Source organism: Streptomyces sp. NPDC036984 (genome assembly GCF_055607665.1).
The window spans coordinates 601498-622826 of record NZ_JBVJRL010000001.1; the positions used below are offsets into that span (position 1 = coordinate 601498).

Consider the following 21329-nt stretch of genomic DNA (forward strand, 5'->3'; position numbering starts at 1 on the left):
TACCTCTCTCTTTCCGCTAGCTACAAGCGGCTCAGAACTTGAGCCCGGCTTCGCGGGCGGCGTCCGCCAGGGCGGCGATGCGCCCGGCGTACTGGTTGCCACCACGGTCGAACACGACGGCCTCGACACCGGCGGCCTTGGCACGCTCGGCGACCAGGGCGCCGACCTGCTTGGCCTGCGCGGACTTGTCGCCCTCGCCACCGCGGATCGAGGCGTCCAGGGTGGACGCCGACGCCAGGGTGTGGCCCTTCAGGTCGTCGATCACCTGCGCCACGATGTGGCGGTTGGAGCGAGTCACGACCAGACGGGGGCGCTCCTCCGTACCCGCGATCCGCTTGCGGATCCGGATGTGACGGCGCTTGATCGCGGCGCGCTTGTAGGCGTCGCCCTTGAGGATCTTCTGCCCGTATGCCATGGCTTACTTACCCGCCTTTCCGACCTTGCGGCGGATGACTTCGCCCTCGTACTTGACGCCCTTGGCCTTGTACGGGTCAGGCTTGCGCAGCTTGCGGATGTTGGCCGCAACCTCGCCGACCTTCTGCTTGTCGATGCCCTCGACCGAGAAACGGGTCGGGGACTCCACCTTGAAGGCGATGCCCTCGGGGGCCTCGACAACGATCGGGTGGCTGTAACCGAGAGCGAACTCCAGGTTCGAACCCTTGGCGGTCACTCGGTAACCGACACCGCTGATCTCGAGCTTCTTGACGTATCCCTGGGTCACACCGGTGATCATGTTCGCCACCAGCGTGCGGGACAGGCCGTGCAGGGCCTTGCTCTGCCGCTCGTCGTTCGGGCGGAGCACCTGGAGGGTGCCGTCCTCGCCCTTAGCGATGTCGATCGGCGCGGCAACGGTGTGGGTCAGTTCGCCCTTGGGGCCCTTGACCTTGACCGTACGGCCGTCGATGGTGACGTCCACGCCGGCGGGAACCGGGATGGGGAGCTTGCCGATGCGCGACATAGCTGTTTCCTCCGTTCCCTTCCGTTACCAGACGTAGGCGAGGACTTCCCCACCCACGCCCTTCTTCTGCGCCTGCTTGTCGGTGAGCAGACCGTGGGACGTGGAGATGATCGCCACGCCGAGGCCGCCGAGCACCTTGGGCAGGTTGGTGGACTTCGCGTAAACCCGGAGACCGGGCTTGGAGATCCGCTTGATGCCCGCGATGGAGCGCTCACGGTTGGGGCCGAACTTCAGCTCCAGGACGAGGTTCTTGCCGACCTCGGCGTCCTCGACCTTCCAGCCCGTGATGAAGCCCTCCTGCTGGAGGATCTCCGCGATGTGAGACTTGATCTTCGAGTGCGGCATCGCCACCGAGTCGTGGTACGCCGAGTTCGCGTTACGCAGACGCGTCAGCATGTCTGCGATCGGATCAGTCATGGTCATGAATTGGCCTGTGGCCTTTCTCGCCGGGGTTTCCTATATGCGCCATCCCTCTCCCCATACATGGACGGGACGGGTGCGGCGCGGGGACCTACGGCGTAGTAAGTCGATCCAGGGCGGCAGAGGCCCAACCCTCCTAGCCTAAGGCATGAAGGGGGTGGGCCTCCGCCGACCCAGTTGCTTACCGAGAGGTCCAGGAATCCCTAAAAGTGGGGATTACCAGGAGCTCTTGGTCACGCCCGGCAGCTCGCCACGGTGAGCCATCTCACGAAGGCACACGCGGCAGAGGCCGAACTTGCGGTACACGGAGTGCGGACGACCGCAGCGCTGGCAGCGGGTGTAGCCACGCACACCGAACTTGGGCTTGCGAGCAGCCTTCGCGATGAGAGCCTTCTTCGCCATCTCGCTCACGCCTCCTTGAACGGGAAGCCGAGGTGACGGAGAAGGGCACGGCCCTCTTCGTCGTTGGTCGCCGTGGTGACCACGGTGATGTCCATACCCCGGACGCGGTCGATCTTGTCCTGGTCGATCTCGTGGAACATGACCTGCTCCGTGAGACCGAAGGTGTAGTTGCCACGGCCGTCGAACTGCTTGGGGGACAGGCCGCGGAAGTCGCGGATGCGCGGCAGCGCGAGCGACAGGGTGCGGTCCAGGAACTCCCACATGCGGTCGCCACGGAGCGTGACGTGGGCACCGATCGGCTGGCCCTCACGCAGCTTGAACTGCGCGATGGACTTGCGGGCCTTGGTGACGGCCGGCTTCTGACCGGTGATCGTGGTCAGGTCGCGGATCGCGCCCTCGATCAGCTTCGAGTCACGGGCGGCGTCGCCGACACCCATGTTGACCACGATCTTGACGAGGCCGGGGATCTGCATGACGTTCTCGTACTTGAACTCGTCACGCAGCTTGCCCGCGATCTCCTCGCGGTACTTCTGCTTCAGACGCGGAGTGGTGGTGGTAGCCATCAGATGTCCTCACCCGTCCGCTTGGCAACGCGGATCTTGTTGCCCTCTTCGTCGAAGCGGTAGCCGACACGCGTGACGACCTTCTGACCGTCCTTCTCCACGACCAGCTGAACGTTGGACACGTGGATCGGGGCCTCGGTGGTCACGATGCCGCCGGCCTGGGAACCGCTAGCGGTCGGACCGGCCTTGGTGTGCTTCTTGACCCGGTTGACACCCTCGACCAGGACACGCTCCTCGCGCGGGTAAGCGGCAATGACCTTGCCCTGCTTGCCCTTGTCCTTGCCGGTGATGACCTGGACCAGGTCGCCCTTCTTGATCTTCATGCTTACAGCACCTCCGGCGCGAGCGAGATGATCTTCATGAACTTCTTCTCGCGCAGCTCACGGCCGACCGGGCCGAAGATACGGGTGCCGCGAGGGTCGCCGTCGTTCTTCAGAATGACAGCGGCGTTCTCGTCGAAGCGGATGTACGAGCCGTCCGGACGGCGGCGCTCCTTGACGGTGCGAACGATGACCGCCTTGACGACGTCACCCTTCTTCACGTTGCCACCGGGGATCGCGTCCTTGACGGTGGCGACGATGACGTCACCGATGCCCGCGTAGCGGCGACCGGAGCCACCGAGCACACGGATGCAAAGGATCTCCTTCGCACCAGTGTTGTCGGCGACACGCAGTCGCGACTCCTGCTGGATCACGTCTATCTCCTGATCGTCTGCCGGTTCCCGGCAGGGGCCTCAGTACGAGGACCCCTGCCGAGCCTGGCGGAACTGACCTGCGGGTTTGCCCCGCAGGAATTACTTGGCCTTCTCGAGGATCTCGACGACGCGCCAGCGCTTCGTCGCGGACAGCGGCCGGGTCTCCATGAGGAGGACGCGGTCGCCGACACCCGCGGCGTTCTGCTCGTCGTGCGCCTTGAGCTTGTTGGTACGGCGGATGACCTTGCCGTACAGCGCGTGCTTGACGCGGTCCTCGACGGCGACGACGACGGTCTTGTCCATCTTGTCGCTGACGACGAGGCCCTCACGGGTCTTGCGGAAGCCCCGCGCCTCGGTGTTCTGCTCAGTCACGTTGTTCTCGCTCATGCGTTCTCCACCGTTTCGATGCCCAGCTCGCGCTCGCGCATCAGGGTGTAGATCCGCGCGATGTCCTTACGGACGGCCTTCAGCCGACCGTGGTTCTCGAGCTGACCCGTCGCCGCCTGGAAGCGGAGGTTGAACAGCTCTTCCTTGGCCTCGCGGAGCTTCGCCAGAAGCTCCTCGTTGCCCAGCTCGCGCAGCTCGGACGCCTTGGTACCGGCCGACATCACGCTTCACCTGCCTCGCGCTTGACGATCCGGCACTTCATCGGCAGCTTGTGGGCCGCACGAGTCAGCGCCTCACGGGCGATCTTCTCGTTGGGGTACGACAGCTCGAACATCACACGTCCGGGCTTGACGTTCGCGATCCACCACTCCGGAGAACCCTTACCGGAACCCATGCGGGTCTCGGCCGGCTTCTTGGTGAGGGGACGGTCCGGGTAGATGTTGATCCAGACCTTGCCGCCACGCTTGATGTGACGGGTCATCGCGATACGAGCCGCCTCGATCTGGCGGTTCGTGACGTAGGCCGGGGTCAGCGCCTGGATGCCGTACTCGCCGAACGCAACCTGCGTCCCACCCTTGGACATACCGTTGCGCTTCGGGTGGTGCTGCTTGCGGTGCTTGACCCTACGGGGGATCAGCATTTCGGTCAGGCCTCCGTTCCGGTGCTCTCAGCCGGAGCGGCAGCCGCGGGGGCCTCGGCCTTGGGGGCCTCGGCACCAGCAGCCTGCTGCGGCTTGCGACCGCGCCGCTCGCCACCGCGGCCACCACGGGCCGGGCGGTCGGCGCCACCGCGGGCCGGGCGGTTACCCGCACGGGCGGCAGCGTTCTCGGCGCGGACCTCGGCGATGTTCTTGACGTCGCCCTTGTAGATCCAGACCTTCACACCGATGCGGCCGAAGGTCGTCTTGGCCTCGAAGAAGCCGTAGTCCACGTTCGCGCGGAGCGTGTGCAGGGGCACGCGGCCCTCGCGGTAGAACTCCGAGCGGGACATCTCGGCGCCGCCGAGGCGGCCACCGCACTGGATCTTGATGCCCTTGGCGCCGGCCTTCATGGCGGACTGCATGCTCTTGCGCATGGCCCGACGGAAGGAGACGCGGGAGGACAGCTGCTCGGCGACGGCCTGGGCCACCAGCTGAGCGTCCGTCTCCGGGTTCTTGACCTCGAGGATGTTCAGCTGGACCTGCTTGCCGGTCAGCTTCTCCAGGTCACCGCGGATGCGGTCGGCCTCGGCGCCGCGGCGGCCGATGACGATGCCCGGGCGAGCGGTGTGGATGTCCACGCGGACGCGGTCACGGGTGCGCTCGATCTCCACCTTGGAGATACCGGCGCGCTCCATGCCGGACGTCATCATCCGACGGATGGCGACGTCTTCCTTGACGTAGTCCTTGTACAGCTTGTCGGCGTACCAACGCGACTTGAAGTCGGTCGTGACACCGAGCCGGAACCCGTGCGGGTTTACCTTCTGGCCCATTACCGGGTTCCTTCCTTGCTGCTGACGACCACGGTGATGTGGCTGGTCCGCTTGCGGATCCGGTAGGCACGGCCCTGGGCACGCGGACGGAACCGCTTCAGGGTCGGGCCCTCGTCGACGTAGGCCTCGGAAACGAAGAGGCTGTCGACATCGGTGTGGTCGTAGTTGTGCGCGGCGTTGGCGATGGCGCTGTCGAGCACCTTGCCGACCGGCACGGAGGCGGCCTGCGGAGCGAATCGCAGGACGGCCTGGGCCTCCGTGGCGTCCATGCCACGGATGAGGTCCACCACGCGGCGGGCCTTCATGGGCGTGACGCGGATGTACCGCGCCTGGGCCCTGGCTTCCATGGTTGTCCCTTCAGTTACTTACGTGTCTGAATGCGATCCGCTACTAGCGGCGCTTCGACTTCCGGTCTTCCTTGACGTGGCCCCGGAAGGTGCGCGTCGGCGAGAACTCGCCGAGCTTGTGGCCGACCATCGACTCGGTGACGAACACCGGGATGTGGGTCTTGCCGTTGTGCACCGCGATCGTGTGACCGAGCATGGCCGGGACGATCATCGAGCGACGGGACCAGGTCTTGATGACGTTCTTAGAGCCCGCTTCGTTCTGGGCGTCCACCTTCTTGATCAGGTGGTCGTCGACGAAGGGTCCCTTCTTCAAGCTACGAGGCATCTCAACCCGTCCTTAGCGCTTCTTGTTCGTCTTGCGGCGGCGGACGATGTACTTGTTCGACGCCTTCTTGGGCGAACGAGTACGGCCTTCCTTCTTGCCCCACGGGGACACAGGGTGGCGACCACCGGAGGTCCGGCCCTCACCACCACCGTGCGGGTGGTCAACCGGGTTCATGACCACACCACGGACGGTCGGGCGAACGCCCAGCCACCGCTTGCGGCCCGCCTTGCCCCAGTTGATGTTGCTCTGCTCGGCGTTGCCGACCTCGCCGACGGTGGCGCGGCAGCGGACGTCGACCAGGCGGATCTCACCGGACGGCATGCGCAGGTGGGCGTAGGCGCCCTCCTTCGCGAGCAGCTGCACGGAGGCACCGGCGGAGCGGGCGAACTTGGCACCGCCACCGGGACGGAGCTCGATCGCGTGGATCGTGGTACCGACCGGGATGTTGCGGAGGGCCAGGTTGTTGCCCGGCTTGATGTCGGCCCCGGGACCGTTCTCCACGGTGTCGCCCTGCTGCAGGTTGCGCGGGGCGAGGATGTAGCGCTTCTCGCCGTCGGCGTAGTGCAGCAGCGCGATGCGCGCGGTGCGGTTGGGGTCGTACTCGATGTGCGCGACCTTCGCCGGCACGCCGTCCTTGTCGTGACGACGGAAGTCGATCACACGGTAGGCGCGCTTGTGTCCGCCACCCTGGTGGCGAACGGTCACACGACCGGCGTTGTTACGGCCGCCCTTGCTGTGCAGGGGACGGACCAGCGACTTCTCCGGCGTGGACCGCGTGACCTCGACGAAGTCGGCAACGCTGGCGCCACGACGGCCCGGCGTAGTCGGCTTGTACTTGCGGATTCCCATTTCTCAGTCCTCGTCCGATATCGGACGATCCGACCCGCTTACGCGGTCGGACCGCCGAAGATGTCGATACGGTCGCCCTCGGCGAGGGTCACGATCGCGCGCTTGCTGCCGGCACGCTGACCGAAGCCGGTCTTCGTGCGCTTGCGCTTGCCCTGGCGGTTGATCGTGTTGACCCCGGTGACCTTGACGTCGAAGACCGCCTGGACGGCCTGCTTGATCTGGGTCTTGTTGGCGTTCGGGTCGACGATGAACGTGTACTTGTTCTCGTCGAGGAGCGCGTAGCTCTTCTCGGAGACGACCGGCTTCAGCAGGACGTCACGGGGGTCCGTGTACGACTTGCTCAGCGGAGTCTCGACGGTGTTCTTGCCCTCGGTGGCGTGGCGACGCGCCTTGGCGACGCGCGCGGCCTTGGCGGCCTTGGCGGCCTTCGAGGCAATGCTCGGGTGACGCGTAGCCATCAGGCCTCGCTCCCTTCGGTGTCAGCGGCCTTGGGGCCAGACACGAAGGACTCGAAAGCGGCCTGGGTGAAGACCACGTCGTCCGAGACGAGAACGTCGTACGTGTTCAGCTGGCCCGGCTCCAGGATGTGGACCTGGGGCAGGTTGCGGGCGGACAGCCACGCGGCCTCGTCCGAGCGCTCGGCGACCAGGAGCAGGTTCTTGCGCTCCGAGATCTTGCCGAACAGGCTCTTGGCGGCCTTGGTGGAGATCGCACCCTCGACCACGTCGGAGACGACGTGGATGCGGTTGTGACGCGCCCGGTCGGTGAGGGCACCGCGCAGGGCGGCGGCCTTCATCTTCTTCGGGGTCCGCTGCGAGTAGTCACGCGGCACGGGACCGTGCACGACGCCACCACCGGCGAACTGCGGCGCGCGGGTCGAACCCTGACGGGCGCGACCGGTGCCCTTCTGGCGGTACGGCTTCTTGCCACCACCACGGACTTCACCGCGGGTCTTGGTCTTGTGCGTGCCCTGACGGGCGGCAGCCAGCTGCGCGACGACGACCTGGTGGATCAGCGGAACGCTGACCTTGGCGTCGAAGATCTCCGCGGGGAGCTCGACGGAACCGGCCTTCTCGCCCGCCGGCGAAAGGATGTCAACAGTGCTCATCGGTTACCTCAGGCCCCCTTGGCCGCGGTGCGGACCAGGACGAGGCCGCCGTTCGGACCGGGAACCGCGCCCTTGATGAGCAGCAGACCCTTCTCCGCGTCAACGGCGTGGACGGTCAGGTTCTGGGTGGTGACCCGCTCGTTGCCCATGCGACCCGCCATGCGGAGGCCCTTGAACACGCGGCCCGGGGTGGCGCAGCCACCGATGGAACCGGGCGAGCGGTGCTTGCGCTGGGTGCCGTGTCCGGCGCCGAGGCCACGGAAGTTGTGGCGCTTCATGACACCGGCGAAGCCCTTGCCCTTGCTCTTGCCGGTCACGTCGACCTTCACACCGGCCTCGAACACCTCAGCGGTGATCTCCTGGCCGAGCGTGTACTCGGAGGCGTCCGCGGTGCGGATCTCGACGAGGTGACGGCGCGGGGTGACGTCGGCCTTGGCGAAGTGGCCCTTGAGGGGCTTGTTCACCTTGCGCGGGTCGATCTCGCCGAAGGCGATCTGGACCGACTCGTAGCCGTCGATGTCGTTCGTACGGACCTGGGTGACGACGTTGGGGCCGGCCTTGACGACGGTGACCGGAACAACACGGTTGTTCTCGTCCCACACCTGCGTCATGCCGAGCTTCTCGCCCAGGATGCCCTTGATCTGCTTAGCCATTCTCAGCCCACCAGCCTCAGAGCTTGATCTCGATGTCGACACCGGCCGGCAGGTCGAGTCGCATCAGAGAGTCAACGGTCTTGGGGGTCGGGTCGAGGATGTCGATCAGGCGCTTGTGCGTGCGCATCTCGAAGTGCTCGCGCGAGTCCTTGTACTTGTGCGGCGACTTGATGACGCAGTACACGTTCTTCTCAGTGGGCAGCGGCACCGGGCCCGCGACCGACGCACCAGTGCGGGTCACCGTCTCGACGATCTTCTTCGCCGAGGAGTCGATGACCTCGTGGTCGTAGGCCTTGAGCCGGATGCGGATCTTCTGTCCCGCCATGGCTACTCAGTAGTCCTGTCTCTCTTACGCTCTGGAACCCGGCGGATTCCTTCTGCTGCCTTCGTTTCTCCGACCCACGCGGTCGGGTGTGTCGCGCTCCCGCTGACACAGATGTCCCTTGTTCGAACATCCCTGCGGGGAATGCGACGGCCCTTCCGGAACCGCGGACCGGGGACCCTAGGCCCACCGGGCGCCTGGCCGGTGTCGCGCCCACGCTTCCCGGAAGATTCCCGTACGTCCGCCCCAGTGCTGCCCGAGGGCAGTTAGGACGACGAGTACTGTGGGACTCGCTTCCGGTCCTCCCGGCGGGAGGCGCGCAGCATCAACACTCGACCGAGCAACTCCGACAGTCTGCCATATGGGGCAGGGGCTCCGCCAATCGAGCCGAAGAGATTACCCCGGGAGTGACGTAGGTCAAACCCGTGGCCCGCCTCGCCCGGTCATGCCGGTGCGGCCGCGGGCCGGTCCGCCGGAGCCGTCACCGCGCCCCTGAGCGTGCGGTCGGGGGCAGGGTGCGGCCGGGCCACGGTCCCGTCGGCGGCGTTACGCGCCGCGAGCGAAACAGCGAGGCAGCTCCCGATCGGTAGGATGTCTCCCCTGCGCCGACAGCCGGGGGGAATGCGCGCATGGAGCAGCTGCGTCAGGACGACCCGCGGTGGATCGGGCCGTACGCCGTTCTGGCGGAGGTCGACGAGGAACGTGAGCGGCAGCGGACACCCGATCGCCGGTACATCGCCCGCAGCGCGGACGGCCTGCGCACGGTGCTGGTGCAGGTGCCTCGCGCGGAGACCGATCCGGCCCGCTGGGCCGCAGAGGCCGAGGATGCCCGGCGACTGTCGGTGCCCGGCTTCGCGCCCGTGACGGAGGTGGCCCAGGCTGCCGTTCCCCCGTGGCACGCGGCGCCGTACACCCCCGTACTGCCCCTGACCGCCGCCCTCGCGGTACACGGCGGTCCGCTGCCGGAGGCCGTCGTACGAGCCCTGGGCGCGGCCCTCGCCTCCGCGCTGGCCACGGCCCACGCGCAGGGTGTGACCCATGCGGGCCTGTCCCCGGCCGCCGTGCTGCTCGGTGCCGACGGACCGCTGCTCACCTGCTTCGGTGCGGTGCGCGCCGTCGCCCCGGACGGCGAGCAGCGGCTGGGCAGGCCCGGACTGGATCCCGGGTGCCTGGCACCGGAGCAGGCCCAGGGCGGGCGTCCCCGTCCGCTCGGTGACGTGTACGCCCTCGGCGCTGTGCTGTCGTACGCGAGCACCGGGTACACCGTCCCCGAGTGGGCGGAGCTCCCGGCGTCGCTGCGTGAGCCGATCACCGCCTGCCTGGCACGTGACCCGGCCCGACGGCCCTCGGCAGCCGATCTCGCGGCCGGCTTCGCGGTGCCCGCGCTCCAGCCGCAGGCCGCACGGCGGTCCCCGTCACCGATCCCGACGGTCCTCGACCGGCGGTCCCCGTCACCGGTCCCGACGGTCCTCGACGGCCACCCGTTCGCCCTCCCCGCCCGAATCGTGGCGGCCCTCGCCCGTCAGTCGGCCGCCGTCCTGGTGGCCCCACCGGTCGCCCGCGCCCAGGAGGCGGGAAGCTCCTGATGTTCTCGCCCCTCGCGCACGACGACCCCGCGCGGCTCGGCGCGTACCACCTGATGGCCCGCCTCGGCAGCGGTGGCATGGGCACCGTGTACCTCGGCCGCTCGGACACCGGGCGTGTCGTCGCCGTCAAGACGATGCACGCCCACATCGCCGCGGATCCCGTCTTCCGGACCCGGTTCCGGCTGGAGACGGACGCCGCCCGGGTCATCGGCGGCGAACACGGCGCCCGGGTCTTCGACGCCGACATCGTCCATGAAACCCCTTGGCTGGCCACGGAATACCTGATCGGACCTCCTCTCGACGCCGCCGTCCGGCTGAACGGGCCATTGCCGGAACCGGCGGTCCGGGCCCTTGGCGCCCGGCTGTGCGCCGCGCTGGCCCAGCTGCACGAGTCGGACGTCGTCCACCGGGACCTGAAGCCGTCCAACATCATGGTGACGGCCGACGGCCCCAAGGTCATCGACTTCGGGATCGCCCGCGCGCTGGGCGACGACCGCCTCACCCGGGCCGGGGCTGCGGCAGGCACGCCCGCCTTCATGTCGCCGGAGCAGGCGGCGGGCGGGGAGCACTCCCCGGCCGGTGATGTGTTCGCGCTGGCGGGAGTGCTGGTCCACGCCGCGACGGGCCGGGGTCCGTTCGGCGCGGGGCAGGCCGCGGATCTGCTGTACCGGGTGCGGTACACGGAACCGGACCTGACAGGGGTCCCGGCGGGCCTCGTCGCCGTACTGGGCCCGTGCTTCGCCAAGGACCCGCGGCAACGACCCACGACCGGCCGACTGCGTTCCCGGCTGGGCGGCGAAGAGCAGGACTTCGCGGACTGTCTGCCGGAGCCGGTGCTGCTGGACATCGCCCGGCGGGCCGCCGGCGTCTGGCGGGTCGAGCCCCGCCGGCTGCCGCCCCCGGCCGGGCACGGTCTCCCCGAGACCACGCCCGACGGCGGCCCGGCGGGAATGTCCCGCCGCAGGCTGCTGTCCATCGGCGCGGGTTCGGCCCTCGGCGCCGCCGCGGCCGGAGCGGGCGCCTGGGCCTGGCTCGGCCACCGTGGTGGCGGCACTCCGGCGCAGCCCGCGCCGACCGGCTCGGCGCAGCCCGCATGGGATCTGCGCTGGCAGGTGGTGGCCGAGTACACCGACCCGCCCGTTCCGCCGGCCCCGCTGCTGCTCGACCGGCTGGTGATCGTGGGGGAAACGAACACCAAGGGTCTGGACCCGACGTCGGGAAAGACGGTGTGGCCCGATCCCAGCGTGTACTTCGGGCACCTCACGGTCACCGACGGCAGACGGCTGCACACACTGACCTACACCGCGGACGAAGCCGGTCCGCTGTCCGTCTGCCCGGTCGGCCTTGCCGACGGCAAAATCGGGCACCCCTACCTCGAACTGGAGGACTTCAACGGCGGCCTGCACGGCACCCAGCTGCTGTGCGCCTCGGGCACCGCCGTCTACGCGGTCGGCGGCCGGGGCCACCAGCCGTCCGACCCGTCGCGCAAGGACTCCTTCCGCAAGGGCCAGACCTGGCACCTGCTCGCGCTCGACATCCACGCCCGCCGCAAGCTGTGGGAGATCCCCCTCCCCGCCCGGCCCGACGGCTCCGAGCGCCTGCACTTCCTGTCGGCCCGGGTTTCGGGCGAGCGTCTCGTCCTCGTCCAGCAGTCGGCCGACGGCGCGACGGAACTCGTCGTACGCAGCACCCGCACCGGGCAGCTGGCGTGGAGTCGCCCGCTGGACAGTCGGCAGCCCGCCTTCAGCCGGGCCCACCTGGCCGTCGACGACCGGCACGTGTACCCGTCGGCCGGCCGGCTCGTCGCCCTCGGCCTGAACGACGGCAAGGTCGCCTGGCAGTACGACAAGGGCGGCGCCCGTGCCGAGTACGGCCCCCCGGCGGTCAAGGACGGGGTGGTGTACGCGGTGCGGGCCGGCCGCGGCGTCGTCGCGGTCGACGCCCGCAGCGGGAGCGAGCGCTGGACCGAGAAGACAGCGCAGGCGCACGGAGCCGCCTCCGCCGACCTCGGCATTCCTCCGGTCGTCGGCATCGCCTACGTGTACCGCCCGGCATCATCCGGACTGATGGCCGTCGACCTGACCGACGGTTCCTCGTCCGTGTCCGTCAAGGCCGCCGCCGGAGCCCGGTACTTCGCCCACGAACCCTCCCGCCGGCTCATCGCCCTGGGCGAGCAGTACGCGGCCGGCTACCCCCTCCTCTGAGACGACGGAAAGCAGCACGGAGATGAAGCCACTGGACACCGGGGACCCGATTCGTCTCGGGCCCTACCGACTCCTCGGCGTACTCGGCGAGGGCGGCATGGGCAAGGTCTACGTCGGCCAGGACCGCGACGGGCGAACGGCCGCCGTGAAGGTGCTGCACCGCCATCTGGCGGACGACCCGCAGCTCGTCCAGCGCTTCGTGCGCGAGGCCCGGATGGCGCGGGCGGTCAGCGGCCCGGGCGTGGCCCGTGTGCTGGACGCACAGACCGAGGGCGGGCGCCCGTGGATCGCGACCGAGTTCCTGAGCGGCCCGACCTTGGAGGAGGCGGTCGGCGCGTACGGTCCGCTCGACGAGAACGGGGTCCGGGCCCTCGCGGTGGCGCTCGCGGAGGCGCTGCGGGTCATCCACGCCGCCGGACTGGTGCACCGCGACCTGAAACCCGCCAACGTCGTGCTCACGTCGGCGGGCCCCCGCGTCATCGACTTCGGCATCGCCCGTCCCGAGCACGGTCTCACCCTCACCACCACCGGGCAGGTGCCGGTCACCCCGGGTTTCGGGGCGCCGGAACAGGCTCTCGGGCACCGCGTCGGCCCGGCCGCCGACGTCTTCTCCCTCGGCGCCCTGCTGGTGTACGCGGCGAGCGGGCAGCGCGCGTACGAGGGTTCGCACGTCGCCGCCGTCCAGTACGAGGTCGTCCACGGCACGCCGCGCATGGACCGCGTGCCGCCCGCCCTGCAGCCCCTCATCGGCCCCTGCCTGGCCAAGGACCCCTCGCACCGGCCCTCCCCCGAGGCCGTCGCGCAGGCCTTCACTCCGCCACGCGGAGCCGACCGGGTATGGCGTTCCGGCCCGCTGGCCGAGGACGTCCAGCGTCGTGAACGCGCACTGCACGAGCTGACCACGCTGCCGGGCACGAGTACGCCGGGCGGGGTCCCGCGGCGCCGCGTGCTGACGGCCCTCGCGGTCGGCGGCCCGGTCACCCTCGCCGGTGCGGGCGGCGTCACCTGGTGGTTCTGGCGGAAGAACCACAGCGGCCCCTTCGACGTCCCGCCGGCAGCGCGCACCCCCAAAGCCCGGCTGCTGTCGGCGGACAAGGGGGACTACGTCCTCGGACAGACGCCCGATCCGCTCTGGAGCCGGCCGTCCGCCCTCGGTTCCCGGACACCCGCCCCGTTGCCCGTACGCGACGTCCTGATCGTCGGAGACCCCGAGGGCGGCATCACGGCGCGCAGCGTCGTCGACGGGAAACCGCGCTGGTCCGCGCCCGAAGCAGTGGCGGTACGCCGTTTCGTCTCGCTCTCCGACCGGCTGATAGCCGCCGTCGACGGCCACGGCAGGTTGCTGACCTTCGTCGCGTCCACCGGCGAACCCAAGTGGACGGCGCCCGCGGACGCCTCGTCCGTTCTCGCGGCCGACTCCGAGGCGGTCTACGTCGTCACCGGCAATGGCCGGCTGCGCAGCGTGGGCCGCTCCGACGGGCAGATCCGCTGGACCGTGAAGCCCCGTGCCGACCTCGGTACGACGGGCACGGCGCGGGGCGTCGTGTCCCAGGGCATCCTGGCCGTCGCCACGGACGCGGGGGACGTCCTCGCCGTCGACACCCGCGACGGCCACACGGTCTGGGTGCTGCGCGACCAGGACGACGACCGGCCGGGGATCGCCGCGTCGGGCGGGACCCTGTTCGTGAGCGGCAGCCCGTACTTCACGGCTCGTGACATCACCCACGGGAAGCGACTGTGGCGCCCGGACCTGAGACGGCGGGACGGCACGAAGGTCTTCTGGGGCCCCTCTGTGATCCACGGCCCCTACGTCTTCACGGCCGCCCTCGGAGCACCGCTCCGTTTCGACATCAAGGACGGGAAACAGAGCGGCTGGCTCTACGACCTCCTCCTCGCGCGCGACCCGCTCGGCCCGCTGGTGGTCCAGGGCAACGGCTTCTGGTCCGTGGAGGTCAACGCGGAGGAAGGCGTGGTCGGCGTCCTCAATGTGGCCGACGGCACGAACGACGGCACCCACAACGATCCCAACTCCACACTGAGCAAGACCACCTGGGCCTTCCGCATCATCAAGAACCCCAAGAATTACTGGATGACAGCAGACGCCAATCGCGTCTTCATCGCGGACGGCGACTCACTCACCGCCCTACCGGTCTTCTGACCCCTGGCCCGTCCGGCCGCCCTCCTGCCCCACCGCCTGACGGCCCAGCTCCGACGGAGGGCCTGCCGCTCTACGGGTGACCGCCCCCCACCCGCCGGCTCTCCTGCGGCCCCAGATACAGCTCCGGCAACCCACCCGTGTCGATCAGCAGCCGCTGCACCACGACGGTCGGGTCCACCATCCAGAACTTCAGCCGGTGGACGCCGGGTGACGTCACGGAGTGGCGGGTGGCCGTGCGGTTGACGTTGTCCGAGGTGTTCCGGGCCCACACCGCGTTCAGGGCGCCGTCGTCCGCGCCCGCCGTGAGGTCCACGGTGCGGAGGGGGCCGTCGTCGAGCGAGATGCCGTAGCGCAGGCCCGCCGTCCCCGGCAGGGCCGGGTTGCGGGGGGACAGGTGCGCCCAGACCGTCACTTCGGTGCCCGGCTCCGCGAGGAGGGTCACCTCGTACTCCAGGCGCGGGGAGGAGCCCCCGGGGGTGTGGCTGGGTGCGGTCGGCGGCCAGGGGGTCATGCCCGCGCCGGTCCGGCCGATGCCGTCGATACGGCGCCACCGGCCGACCGCCCGGTCGTAGTGCTCGGCGTCGATCGCCAGGTACCCGCCGGCCTCCACGAAGCCCCGCACCCGCACGTCCGACGGGCGCTCGGCCACGCATCGGACCGGCACCGACGCGCCCGCACCGTGCACGGTCAGAGTCGCCTCCGCGCGGCCGGCCGGGGCCCGGGTCCAGTCCACCCGTACCTCCAGGCGGACCTGCTGTTCCACCCGGCCGCGTGGGCGGTCCACGCGGAGCCAGGGCGCCGAGGCCGAGACCTCGTAGGTGAAGGGCGTACGGCCCCGGTTGAAGATCTCCAGGTACTGCTGGGGACGGGTCTGGTACGGGCTGAACGGCGGCAAGGACGCGGCCCCGGAAGAACCCCCCGGCCACCACTCCCCCGCGTCCTCCGCCCCGTCCACCGACACGCCCAGCTCCGCCGCCCGCGGCACCTCGATGCGCCGTACCGCCGGGAAGAGGACGTCGGGCAGGGCCACGTTGTCCTTCTCCGGCTGCTGCCAGCCCGCGTTGGGGCCGTAGCGGTCGACGTCGCCGTAGTCGATGTGCGGCTGGGTCTGGAAGCCCTGCCATTTGCCGTTCGCCACCGCGGAGTCGAAGCGGTCGGCGAGGGCGAAGTCCCGGCCGAGGGCCGCTTCCGCCTGGACCGCGCGGTCGTTCGTGGCCGCCCGGCCCTGCGCGGCGTACAGCAGGTTCGTGAACTCCGCCGCCCGCAGCGCGTACAGGTTCGCGGTCGCCGTGACGGCGTAGCCGGCCAGTTCGAACCACGCGTCCCTCAGCTGCGGCGGGAGTCTGCGCTCGACGCGTTCCGCGCGGCGGCCCAGCTCGCGCCACTCCTCGGTGACCCGCTCCAGTTCCCGGTGCGCGAAGTAGTACGGGCTCTGCCGGTCGTCGTAGACCACCCGGCCTTCGGAGAGGGTGATCCGGCGGTTCAGCAACTCCGGTTTGCGGCGGGCCTGGAGCCGGCCGTAGGCGGCCAGCAGCGACGCGATCTCCTGCGCCTGCGCCTCGCCGAAGTTCTGCCGGGCGTAGCGCTCCTCCCACTCGCCGAGGCGCTCCAGGGGCCAGGCAGCGGGGTTCCAGGCGTACGTCAGGAAGAACTCCGTCGGCAGTTCGTTGCCCTTCAGGTCGCCGACGTTGGCCACCCACAGGCCGTGGTTGCCGTAGGCGTGTGCCTGGTGGAGCTGGTCCCAGACGTTTCTGAGGTTCGCGGTGTCGACCCATTTGTAGTTGCGGCCGGCGCCGACGTAGTCGAAGTGGTAGTAGAGGCCGTAGCCGCCGGGGCGCGGGCCGTCCGGGTGTTTGCGGATGTTGCCCCAGTTGTCGTCCGTGAGGACCACGGTGACGTCGTCCGGGGCGCGCAGGCCGCGGTCCCAGTAGCGCTGTACCTCCTTGTAGAGCGTCCAGACCTGGGGGGTCTCGGCCGCCGGCCTGCCGGTCACCTCCTCGATGATGCGGCGCTGGTCGGCGATGATCTGCTGCATCAGTTCGATGCCGTCGCCGTCGGGGAGGCCGGTGTCGCCGTTGCCGCGCATGCCGAGGGTCACGACGCCCTCGAAGCCCTGGTCGACCATGCGCTGGATGCCGGCGCGCCAGTACGCGCGGATGGCCTCCGCGTTGCGGCGGTACGACCATTCGCCCGTGCCCCCGTAGGGGTCGGTCCCGGAGCCGGCGTGCCGGTTCCACTCCTCGATGCCCCGCATCATCGGCGCCTCGTGAGATGTGCCCATGACAATGCCGTACTCGGCGGCCCGCCGGTGGTTCTCCGGGTCGTCCTCCGCGAAGGCCCGGCCCCAGACCGCCGGCCAGAGGTAGTTGCCCTTCAATCGCAGCAGCGCCTCGAAGATCTTGGCGTAGAAGTCGGCGGTGAAGCCGCCGGGGTGGCCCGGTGCCTTGCCCGGTCCGAAGTAGGCCGGGGCCCAGGTGCCGAGCGCCGGATTCTCGTCGTTGACGAAGATGCCCCGGTACCGCACCACCGGGGTCCCCTGGGTGAAGCGGCCGGCCCGCACCCACACCCCGCTGCGCCTCGTCGGCGGCACGTCGTCCCACCAGTGCCAGGGAGAGACTCCGATGCCGTACGACACGTCGTACGCCCCGAAGATCGTGCCCCGCGGATCGCTGCCCGCGATGACGAACGCCCGCTCCACGCCCGGCATCGGGTGGTCCACGACCGTCTGGAGCGAGGTCTCCCACCTGCCGCGCACCCCCGTGACGTCCAGCTTTCCGGACCGGACCAGTCCGTCGATCAGCGGGCTGCGGCCGATCGTGCCGAGCAGGACCGGGAAGCGGCCGATCGTCGTGCCCGGGCGAACGCCCGTCACCCGCGCGAGGTCGTCCCGGAGGTCACCCGCGACCCGCACGACCCCGAGGTGATCCTCCGGGCTGACCACTACGGGCGCGCCCACGAGGGAGAACACCCCACCGGTGAAGGAGATGTACGACCCCGGGTCCGTCAGGGCCGGGCCGCCCCCTCCCCCGGCCCACGCGCCCCCCGAGGTCAGCACCGGTACGGCGGTGAGCCCCGCCCCCAGTACGGTTCTGCGCGCCACGGACATGCGGCCCCCTCTGCTCGACTCCTATTTGCTCACCGGCATGACAAATAGTGGGGGGAGGTGGCGGCGGGGGGAACGGGTCGTCGGCGCCGAATAGTTTCGAAGCAGCCGTAGGGGCCGAGGCCCGTCTGAAGCCCTGTGCGCATCGAGGCCCCCCCGCTCACGCGGAGAACCGTATGCGGTCCACGACCGGGCAGACATGCCAAGAGGCCCGTACGACCGGAGTCGTACGGGCCTCTCGTAAGGCCAGAGACCTTCAGGTCAGGCAGTGACCCTCAAGCAAGCGGAACTTACTTGACGATCTTGGTGACCTGGCCGGCGCCCACGGTGCGGCCACCCTCACGGATGGCGAACTTCAGGCCCTCTTCCATGGCGACGGGCTGGATGAGGTCCACCTTCATCTCGGTGTTGTCACCCGGCATGACCATCTCGGTGCCCTCGGGGAGGGTCACCACGCCGGTCACGTCCGTCGTACGGAAGTAGAACTGCGGACGGTAGTTGTTGAAGAACGGCGTGTGGCGGCCACCCTCGTCCTTGGACAGGATGTAGGCCTGCGCCTCGAACTCGGTGTGCGGGGTGACCGAGCCCGGCTTGATGATGACCTGGCCGCGCTCGACGTCCTCGCGCTTGATGCCACGGAGGAGCAGACCGACGTTCTCACCGGCCTGGCCCTCGTCGAGCAGCTTGCGGAACATCTCGATGCCGGTGACCGTGGTGGTGGTCTTCTCGGTCTTGATGCCGATGATGTCGACGGTCTCGTTGACCTTGAGGACACCACGCTCGATACGGCCGGTGACGACCGTACCGCGACCGGTGATGGTGAAGACGTCCTCGATCGGCATGAGGAACGGCTTGTCGACGTCGCGCTCCGGCTGCGGGATCGACTCGTCGACGGCCTTCATCAGGTTGAGGACGGAGTCCACCCACTCCTGCTCGCCCTCGAGGGCCTTGAGCGCGGAGACCTTGACGACCGGAACGTCGTCGCCGGGGAACTCGTACTCGGAGAGGAGCTCACGGACCTCGAGCTCGACGAGCTCCAGGATCTCCTCGTCGTCCACCATGTCGGCCTTGTTCAGGGCGACGACGATGTACGGAACGCCGACCTGGCGGGCCAGGAGCACGTGCTCCTTGGTCTGCGGCATCGGGCCGTCGGTCGCGGCGACCACCAGGATCGCGCCGTCCATCTGCGCGGCACCGGTGATCATGTTCTTGATGTAGTCCGCGTGACCCGGGCAGTCGACGTGGGCGTAGTGACGCGCCTCGGTCTGGTACTCGACGTGCGCGATGGAGATGGTGATACCGCGCTGGCGCTCCTCAGGAGCCTTGTCGATGTTGTCGAACGGGGTGGCCTCGTTCAGGTCCGGGTACGCGTCGTGCAGCACCTTGGTAATGGCGGCCGTGAGGGTCGTCTTACCGTGGTCGATGTGACCGATGGTGCCGATGTTGACGTGCGGCTTAGTCCGCTCGAACTTCGCCTTCGCCACTGGGGTCCTCCTGTGGAGTGGTTCTGTACGCCTTACTTCATCGGCGCCAGGTGATCTTTGCTGTAAAGGCCCGGAACCCGGGGCAAACGCTCACGATTGCGGACGTTTGCCCCTGGAGGCTCCGGAGTCAAGCCTACGGCGTGTTAACGCGGTGCGTTACTCGCCCTTGGCCTTCGCGATGATCTCCTCGGCGACGTTCCGCGGAACCTCGGCGTAGGAGTCGAACTGCATCGAGTAGCTTGCGCGACCCGACGTCTTGCTGCGGAGGTCGCCGACGTAGCCGAACATCTCCGACAGGGGCACGAGGCCCTTCACGACGCGGGCACCAGCCCGCTCCTCCATGGCCTGGATCTGGCCACGGCGGGAGTTGATGTCGCCGATGACTTCACCCATGTAGTCCTCGGGCGTGGTGACCTCGACGGCCATCATCGGCTCGAGCAGCACAGGGCTGGCCTTGCGCGCGGCCTCCTTGAAGGCCTGCGAACCGGCGATCTTGAAGGCGAGCTCGGAGGAGTCGACCTCGTGGTAGGCACCGTCGTGGAGGATGACACGGACACCGGTCATCTCGTAGCCGGCCAGGATGCCGAACTGCATGGCCTCCTGCGCACCGGCGTCGACCGAAGGGATGTACTCCTTCGGGATACGACCACCGGTCACCTTGTTCACGAACTCGTACGAGGTGTCGCCACCCTCGAGCGGCTCGATGCCGATCTGCACCTTCGCGAACTGACCGGTACCACCGGTCTGCTTCTTGTGGGTGTAGTCGACGCGCTCGACGGCCTTGCGGATCGTCTCACGGTACGCGACCTGCGGCTTGCCGACGTTGGCCTCGACCTTGAACTCACGGCGCATACGGTCGACCAGCACCTCGAGGTGCAGCTCGCCCATACCACCGATGATGGTCTGGCCCGTCTCCTCGTCCGAGTGGACCTGGAAGGACGGGTCCTCCTCGGCGAGGCGCTGGATCGCGACGCCCAGCTTCTCCTGGTCGCCCTTCGACTTGGGCTCGATGGCGACCTGGATGACCGGCGCCGGGAAGTCCATGGACTCCAGGATGACCGGGTTCTTGTCGTCGGACAGCGTCTCACCGGTGGTGGTCTGCTTCAGGCCCATGACGGCGACGATGTCACCGGCGCCCACCGACTCGATCTCCTCACGCTTGTTGGCGTGCATGCGGTAGATCTTGCCGATGCGCTCCTTCTTGCCCTTGACGGAGTTCAGCACCGAGGTGCCGGACTCCAGGCGGCCCGAGTAGACCCGGACGAAGGTGAGCTTGCCGAGGTGCGGGTCGCTCATGATCTTGAACGCCAGCGCCGACAGCGGCTCCTCGTCGGACGGCTTGCGGCGGACGACCTCCTCCGGGTCGTTGACCGCGTGGCCCTCGATGGCCTCGATGTCAACGGGGGAGGGCAGGTAGCGCACGACCGCGTCGAGCAGGGGCTGGACGCCCTTGTTCTTGAACGCGGTACCGCAGAACACCGGGGTCACGGTGGTGCCGGTGCCCTTGCCGGAGGCGATGGTGATACGACGGACCGCGGCGTACAGCTGCTCCTCGGAAGGCTCCTGGCCCTCCAGGTACAGCTCCATGATCTCTTCGTCGTTCTCGGCCACGGCCTCGAGCAGCTTGCCGCGCCATTCCTCGGCAGCCTCGGTGTGGGTGTCCGGGATGTCGACGACGTCGTACATCTCACCCTTGGTGGCCTCGGCGGACCACACGAGCGCCTTCATGCGGACCAGGTCCACGACGCCCTTGAAGTCGGCCTCGGCACCGATCGGGAGCTGCATGACGATCGGCTGCGCACCCAGGCGGTCGCTGATCATGTCGACGCAGCGGTGGAACTCGGCACCGGTCCGGTCGAGCTTGTTGACGAAGCAGATACGCGGAACGCCGTAGCGGTCCGCCTGACGCCACACCGTCTCGGACTGGGGCTCAACACCGGCGACGCCGTCGAACACCGTCACGGCACCGTCGAGCACGCGCAGGGAGCGCTCCACCTCGACGGTGAAGTCGACGTGACCCGGGGTGTCGATGATGTTGATGGTGTGGTCGACGTTCTCCAGCGGCCAGTGACAGGTGGTGGCAGCAGAGGTGATCGTGATGCCACGCTCCTGCTCCTGCTCCATCCAGTCCATGGTGGCAGCGCCGTCGTGGACCTCACCGATCTTGTAAGACACACCGGTGTAGAACAGGATCCGCTCGGTGGTGGTCGTCTTGCCCGCGTCGATGTGGGCCATGATGCCGATGTTGCGCACCTTGGCCAGGTCAAGTGAAGTGGTAGCCATAAGGCTTCAGTCT

The 21329-nt window shown here is 68.9% G+C and carries 24 protein-coding genes; 3 read left to right on the forward strand and 21 right to left on the reverse strand.

Features of this window, described 5'->3' with window-relative positions; all coding sequences use genetic code 11:
• Nucleotides 1-31 precede the first annotated feature (31 nt).
• From rplR to rpsJ, 18 genes are all read right to left on the reverse strand, one after another.
• Nucleotides 32-415 (reverse strand): 50S ribosomal protein L18, encoded by a 384-nt coding sequence (gene rplR, locus ACZ7DL_RS02745; RefSeq protein WP_470770866.1) that lies wholly within the window; start codon nucleotides 413-415, stop codon nucleotides 32-34.
• 3 nt (nucleotides 416-418) lie between these two features.
• Nucleotides 419-958: a 50S ribosomal protein L6 gene (rplF, locus tag ACZ7DL_RS02750; protein ID WP_470770868.1), complete on the reverse strand. Its 540-nt coding sequence runs from the start codon at nucleotides 956-958 to the stop codon at nucleotides 419-421.
• A gap of 24 nt (nucleotides 959-982) precedes the next feature.
• Nucleotides 983-1381 carry a 30S ribosomal protein S8 gene (rpsH, locus tag ACZ7DL_RS02755; RefSeq protein WP_003992367.1) on the reverse strand — a complete coding sequence of 133 codons (399 nt, stop codon included), beginning with the start codon at nucleotides 1379-1381 and terminating at the stop codon, nucleotides 983-985.
• Nucleotides 1382-1594: 213 nt separating this feature from the next.
• The gene (locus tag ACZ7DL_RS02760) at nucleotides 1595-1780 is read right to left on the reverse strand and encodes a type Z 30S ribosomal protein S14 (protein ID WP_003948630.1); all 186 of its coding nucleotides are present in this window, start codon (nucleotides 1778-1780) and stop codon (nucleotides 1595-1597) included.
• A gap of 5 nt (nucleotides 1781-1785) precedes the next feature.
• Nucleotides 1786-2343: a 50S ribosomal protein L5 gene (gene rplE / locus ACZ7DL_RS02765; protein ID WP_309095770.1), complete on the reverse strand. Its 558-nt coding sequence runs from the start codon at nucleotides 2341-2343 to the stop codon at nucleotides 1786-1788.
• The gene (gene rplX / locus ACZ7DL_RS02770) at nucleotides 2343-2666 is read right to left on the reverse strand and encodes a 50S ribosomal protein L24 (RefSeq protein ID WP_014674376.1); all 324 of its coding nucleotides are present in this window, start codon (nucleotides 2664-2666) and stop codon (nucleotides 2343-2345) included. Before rplX ends, rplE begins: the two co-directional genes overlap by 1 nt.
• Nucleotides 2667-2668: 2 nt before the next feature.
• The gene (gene rplN / locus ACZ7DL_RS02775) at nucleotides 2669-3037 is read right to left on the reverse strand and encodes a 50S ribosomal protein L14 (protein ID WP_003998823.1); all 369 of its coding nucleotides are present in this window, start codon (nucleotides 3035-3037) and stop codon (nucleotides 2669-2671) included.
• A gap of 99 nt (nucleotides 3038-3136) precedes the next feature.
• Nucleotides 3137-3424, reverse strand: coding sequence for a 30S ribosomal protein S17 (gene rpsQ, locus ACZ7DL_RS02780; protein ID WP_020941675.1), 288 nt, complete (start codon nucleotides 3422-3424; stop codon nucleotides 3137-3139).
• Entirely contained in the window at nucleotides 3421-3645 is a 225-nt protein-coding gene (gene rpmC, locus ACZ7DL_RS02785) for a 50S ribosomal protein L29 (protein WP_007494763.1), read from the reverse strand. The genes rpsQ and rpmC overlap by 4 nt, the downstream gene beginning before the upstream one ends.
• Nucleotides 3645-4064, reverse strand: coding sequence for a 50S ribosomal protein L16 (gene rplP / locus ACZ7DL_RS02790; protein ID WP_009190136.1), 420 nt, complete (start codon nucleotides 4062-4064; stop codon nucleotides 3645-3647). Before rplP ends, rpmC begins: the two co-directional genes overlap by 1 nt.
• Nucleotides 4065-4069: 5 nt before the next feature.
• Entirely contained in the window at nucleotides 4070-4894 is an 825-nt protein-coding gene (rpsC, locus tag ACZ7DL_RS02795) for a 30S ribosomal protein S3 (RefSeq protein ID WP_010036723.1), read from the reverse strand.
• On the reverse strand, nucleotides 4894-5241 hold the full coding sequence (gene rplV, locus ACZ7DL_RS02800) for a 50S ribosomal protein L22 (protein ID WP_030778516.1): 348 nt from the start codon (nucleotides 5239-5241) through the stop codon (nucleotides 4894-4896). The genes rpsC and rplV overlap by 1 nt, the downstream gene beginning before the upstream one ends.
• A gap of 43 nt (nucleotides 5242-5284) precedes the next feature.
• Complete coding sequence (rpsS, locus tag ACZ7DL_RS02805; protein ID WP_095748093.1) at nucleotides 5285-5566, reverse strand: 30S ribosomal protein S19; 282 nt, start codon at nucleotides 5564-5566, stop codon at nucleotides 5285-5287.
• Nucleotides 5567-5578: 12 nt separating this feature from the next.
• Nucleotides 5579-6415 carry a 50S ribosomal protein L2 gene (rplB, locus tag ACZ7DL_RS02810; RefSeq protein ID WP_030601203.1) on the reverse strand — a complete coding sequence of 279 codons (837 nt, stop codon included), beginning with the start codon at nucleotides 6413-6415 and terminating at the stop codon, nucleotides 5579-5581.
• 38 nt (nucleotides 6416-6453) lie between these two features.
• Complete coding sequence (rplW, locus tag ACZ7DL_RS02815; protein ID WP_190018758.1) at nucleotides 6454-6873, reverse strand: 50S ribosomal protein L23; 420 nt, start codon at nucleotides 6871-6873, stop codon at nucleotides 6454-6456.
• On the reverse strand, nucleotides 6873-7523 hold the full coding sequence (gene rplD / locus ACZ7DL_RS02820) for a 50S ribosomal protein L4 (protein ID WP_470770870.1): 651 nt from the start codon (nucleotides 7521-7523) through the stop codon (nucleotides 6873-6875). Before rplD ends, rplW begins: the two co-directional genes overlap by 1 nt.
• 8 nt (nucleotides 7524-7531) lie before the next feature.
• A complete protein-coding gene (gene rplC, locus ACZ7DL_RS02825) occupies nucleotides 7532-8176 on the reverse strand; it encodes a 50S ribosomal protein L3 (RefSeq protein WP_470770872.1) in 645 nt (214 codons plus the stop codon).
• A gap of 16 nt (nucleotides 8177-8192) precedes the next feature.
• Nucleotides 8193-8501, reverse strand: a complete 309-nt coding sequence (gene rpsJ / locus ACZ7DL_RS02830; protein WP_003948644.1) for a 30S ribosomal protein S10 — start codon at nucleotides 8499-8501, stop codon at nucleotides 8193-8195.
• A 626-nt stretch (nucleotides 8502-9127) separates the two neighbouring features.
• Here rpsJ and ACZ7DL_RS02835 point away from each other — a divergent pair.
• The 3 genes from ACZ7DL_RS02835 to ACZ7DL_RS02845 are packed head-to-tail and all read left to right on the forward strand — an operon-like array spanning nucleotide 9128 to nucleotide 14446.
• On the forward strand, nucleotides 9128-10084 hold the full coding sequence (locus ACZ7DL_RS02835) for a protein kinase family protein (protein ID WP_470770874.1): 957 nt from the start codon (nucleotides 9128-9130) through the stop codon (nucleotides 10082-10084).
• Nucleotides 10084-12288, forward strand: coding sequence for a protein kinase domain-containing protein (locus tag ACZ7DL_RS02840; RefSeq protein WP_470770876.1), 2205 nt, complete (start codon nucleotides 10084-10086; stop codon nucleotides 12286-12288). Before ACZ7DL_RS02835 ends, ACZ7DL_RS02840 begins: the two co-directional genes overlap by 1 nt.
• 22 nt (nucleotides 12289-12310) lie before the next feature.
• Entirely contained in the window at nucleotides 12311-14446 is a 2136-nt protein-coding gene (locus ACZ7DL_RS02845; RefSeq protein WP_470770877.1) for a protein kinase domain-containing protein, read from the forward strand.
• 70 nt (nucleotides 14447-14516) lie between these two features.
• Here the strand turns inward: ACZ7DL_RS02845 and ACZ7DL_RS02850 are convergent, their stop codons facing one another.
• The 3 genes from ACZ7DL_RS02850 to fusA form a co-directional block, all read right to left on the reverse strand.
• Nucleotides 14517-17552, reverse strand: a complete 3036-nt coding sequence (locus ACZ7DL_RS02850; RefSeq protein WP_470770878.1) for a glycosyl hydrolase 115 family protein — start codon at nucleotides 17550-17552, stop codon at nucleotides 14517-14519.
• A 287-nt stretch (nucleotides 17553-17839) separates the two neighbouring features.
• Complete coding sequence (gene tuf / locus ACZ7DL_RS02855) at nucleotides 17840-19033, reverse strand: elongation factor Tu (protein ID WP_470770880.1); 1194 nt, start codon at nucleotides 19031-19033, stop codon at nucleotides 17840-17842.
• Nucleotides 19034-19189: 156 nt separating this feature from the next.
• Entirely contained in the window at nucleotides 19190-21316 is a 2127-nt protein-coding gene (fusA, locus tag ACZ7DL_RS02860; RefSeq protein WP_470770882.1) for an elongation factor G, read from the reverse strand.
• Nucleotides 21317-21329: the final 13 nt, after the last annotated feature.

What these genes read in the sequence shown, in the direction of transcription:
- rpsS (WP_095748093.1), bottom strand. Translation starts at nt 5,566, where the DNA reads ATGCCTCGTAGCTTGAAGAAGGGACCCTTCGTCGACGACCACCTGATC.
- rpsH (WP_003992367.1), bottom strand. Translation starts at nt 1,381, where the DNA reads ATGACCATGACTGATCCGATCGCAGACATGCTGACGCGTCTGCGTAAC.
- fusA (WP_470770882.1), bottom strand. Translation starts at nt 21,316, where the DNA reads ATGGCTACCACTTCACTTGACCTGGCCAAGGTGCGCAACATCGGCATC.
- rplV (WP_030778516.1), bottom strand. Translation starts at nt 5,241, where the DNA reads ATGGAAGCCAGGGCCCAGGCGCGGTACATCCGCGTCACGCCCATGAAG.
- ACZ7DL_RS02845 (WP_470770877.1), top strand. Translation starts at nt 12,311, where the DNA reads ATGAAGCCACTGGACACCGGGGACCCGATTCGTCTCGGGCCCTACCGA.
- ACZ7DL_RS02850 (WP_470770878.1), bottom strand. Translation starts at nt 17,552, where the DNA reads ATGTCCGTGGCGCGCAGAACCGTACTGGGGGCGGGGCTCACCGCCGTA.
- rplP (WP_009190136.1), bottom strand. Translation starts at nt 4,064, where the DNA reads ATGCTGATCCCCCGTAGGGTCAAGCACCGCAAGCAGCACCACCCGAAG.
- ACZ7DL_RS02760 (WP_003948630.1), bottom strand. Translation starts at nt 1,780, where the DNA reads ATGGCGAAGAAGGCTCTCATCGCGAAGGCTGCTCGCAAGCCCAAGTTC.
- rpsQ (WP_020941675.1), bottom strand. Translation starts at nt 3,424, where the DNA reads ATGAGCGAGAACAACGTGACTGAGCAGAACACCGAGGCGCGGGGCTTC.
- rplC (WP_470770872.1), bottom strand. Translation starts at nt 8,176, where the DNA reads ATGGCTAAGCAGATCAAGGGCATCCTGGGCGAGAAGCTCGGCATGACG.
- rplR (WP_470770866.1), bottom strand. Translation starts at nt 415, where the DNA reads ATGGCATACGGGCAGAAGATCCTCAAGGGCGACGCCTACAAGCGCGCC.
- ACZ7DL_RS02835 (WP_470770874.1), top strand. Translation starts at nt 9,128, where the DNA reads ATGGAGCAGCTGCGTCAGGACGACCCGCGGTGGATCGGGCCGTACGCC.
- rplE (WP_309095770.1), bottom strand. Translation starts at nt 2,343, where the DNA reads ATGGCTACCACCACCACTCCGCGTCTGAAGCAGAAGTACCGCGAGGAG.
- rpsJ (WP_003948644.1), bottom strand. Translation starts at nt 8,501, where the DNA reads ATGGCGGGACAGAAGATCCGCATCCGGCTCAAGGCCTACGACCACGAG.
- rpsC (WP_010036723.1), bottom strand. Translation starts at nt 4,894, where the DNA reads ATGGGCCAGAAGGTAAACCCGCACGGGTTCCGGCTCGGTGTCACGACC.
- rplX (WP_014674376.1), bottom strand. Translation starts at nt 2,666, where the DNA reads ATGAAGATCAAGAAGGGCGACCTGGTCCAGGTCATCACCGGCAAGGAC.
- rplF (WP_470770868.1), bottom strand. Translation starts at nt 958, where the DNA reads ATGTCGCGCATCGGCAAGCTCCCCATCCCGGTTCCCGCCGGCGTGGAC.
- rplW (WP_190018758.1), bottom strand. Translation starts at nt 6,873, where the DNA reads ATGGCTACGCGTCACCCGAGCATTGCCTCGAAGGCCGCCAAGGCCGCC.
- rplD (WP_470770870.1), bottom strand. Translation starts at nt 7,523, where the DNA reads ATGAGCACTGTTGACATCCTTTCGCCGGCGGGCGAGAAGGCCGGTTCC.
- rplB (WP_030601203.1), bottom strand. Translation starts at nt 6,415, where the DNA reads ATGGGAATCCGCAAGTACAAGCCGACTACGCCGGGCCGTCGTGGCGCC.
- rpmC (WP_007494763.1), bottom strand. Translation starts at nt 3,645, where the DNA reads ATGTCGGCCGGTACCAAGGCGTCCGAGCTGCGCGAGCTGGGCAACGAG.
- ACZ7DL_RS02840 (WP_470770876.1), top strand. Translation starts at nt 10,084, where the DNA reads ATGTTCTCGCCCCTCGCGCACGACGACCCCGCGCGGCTCGGCGCGTAC.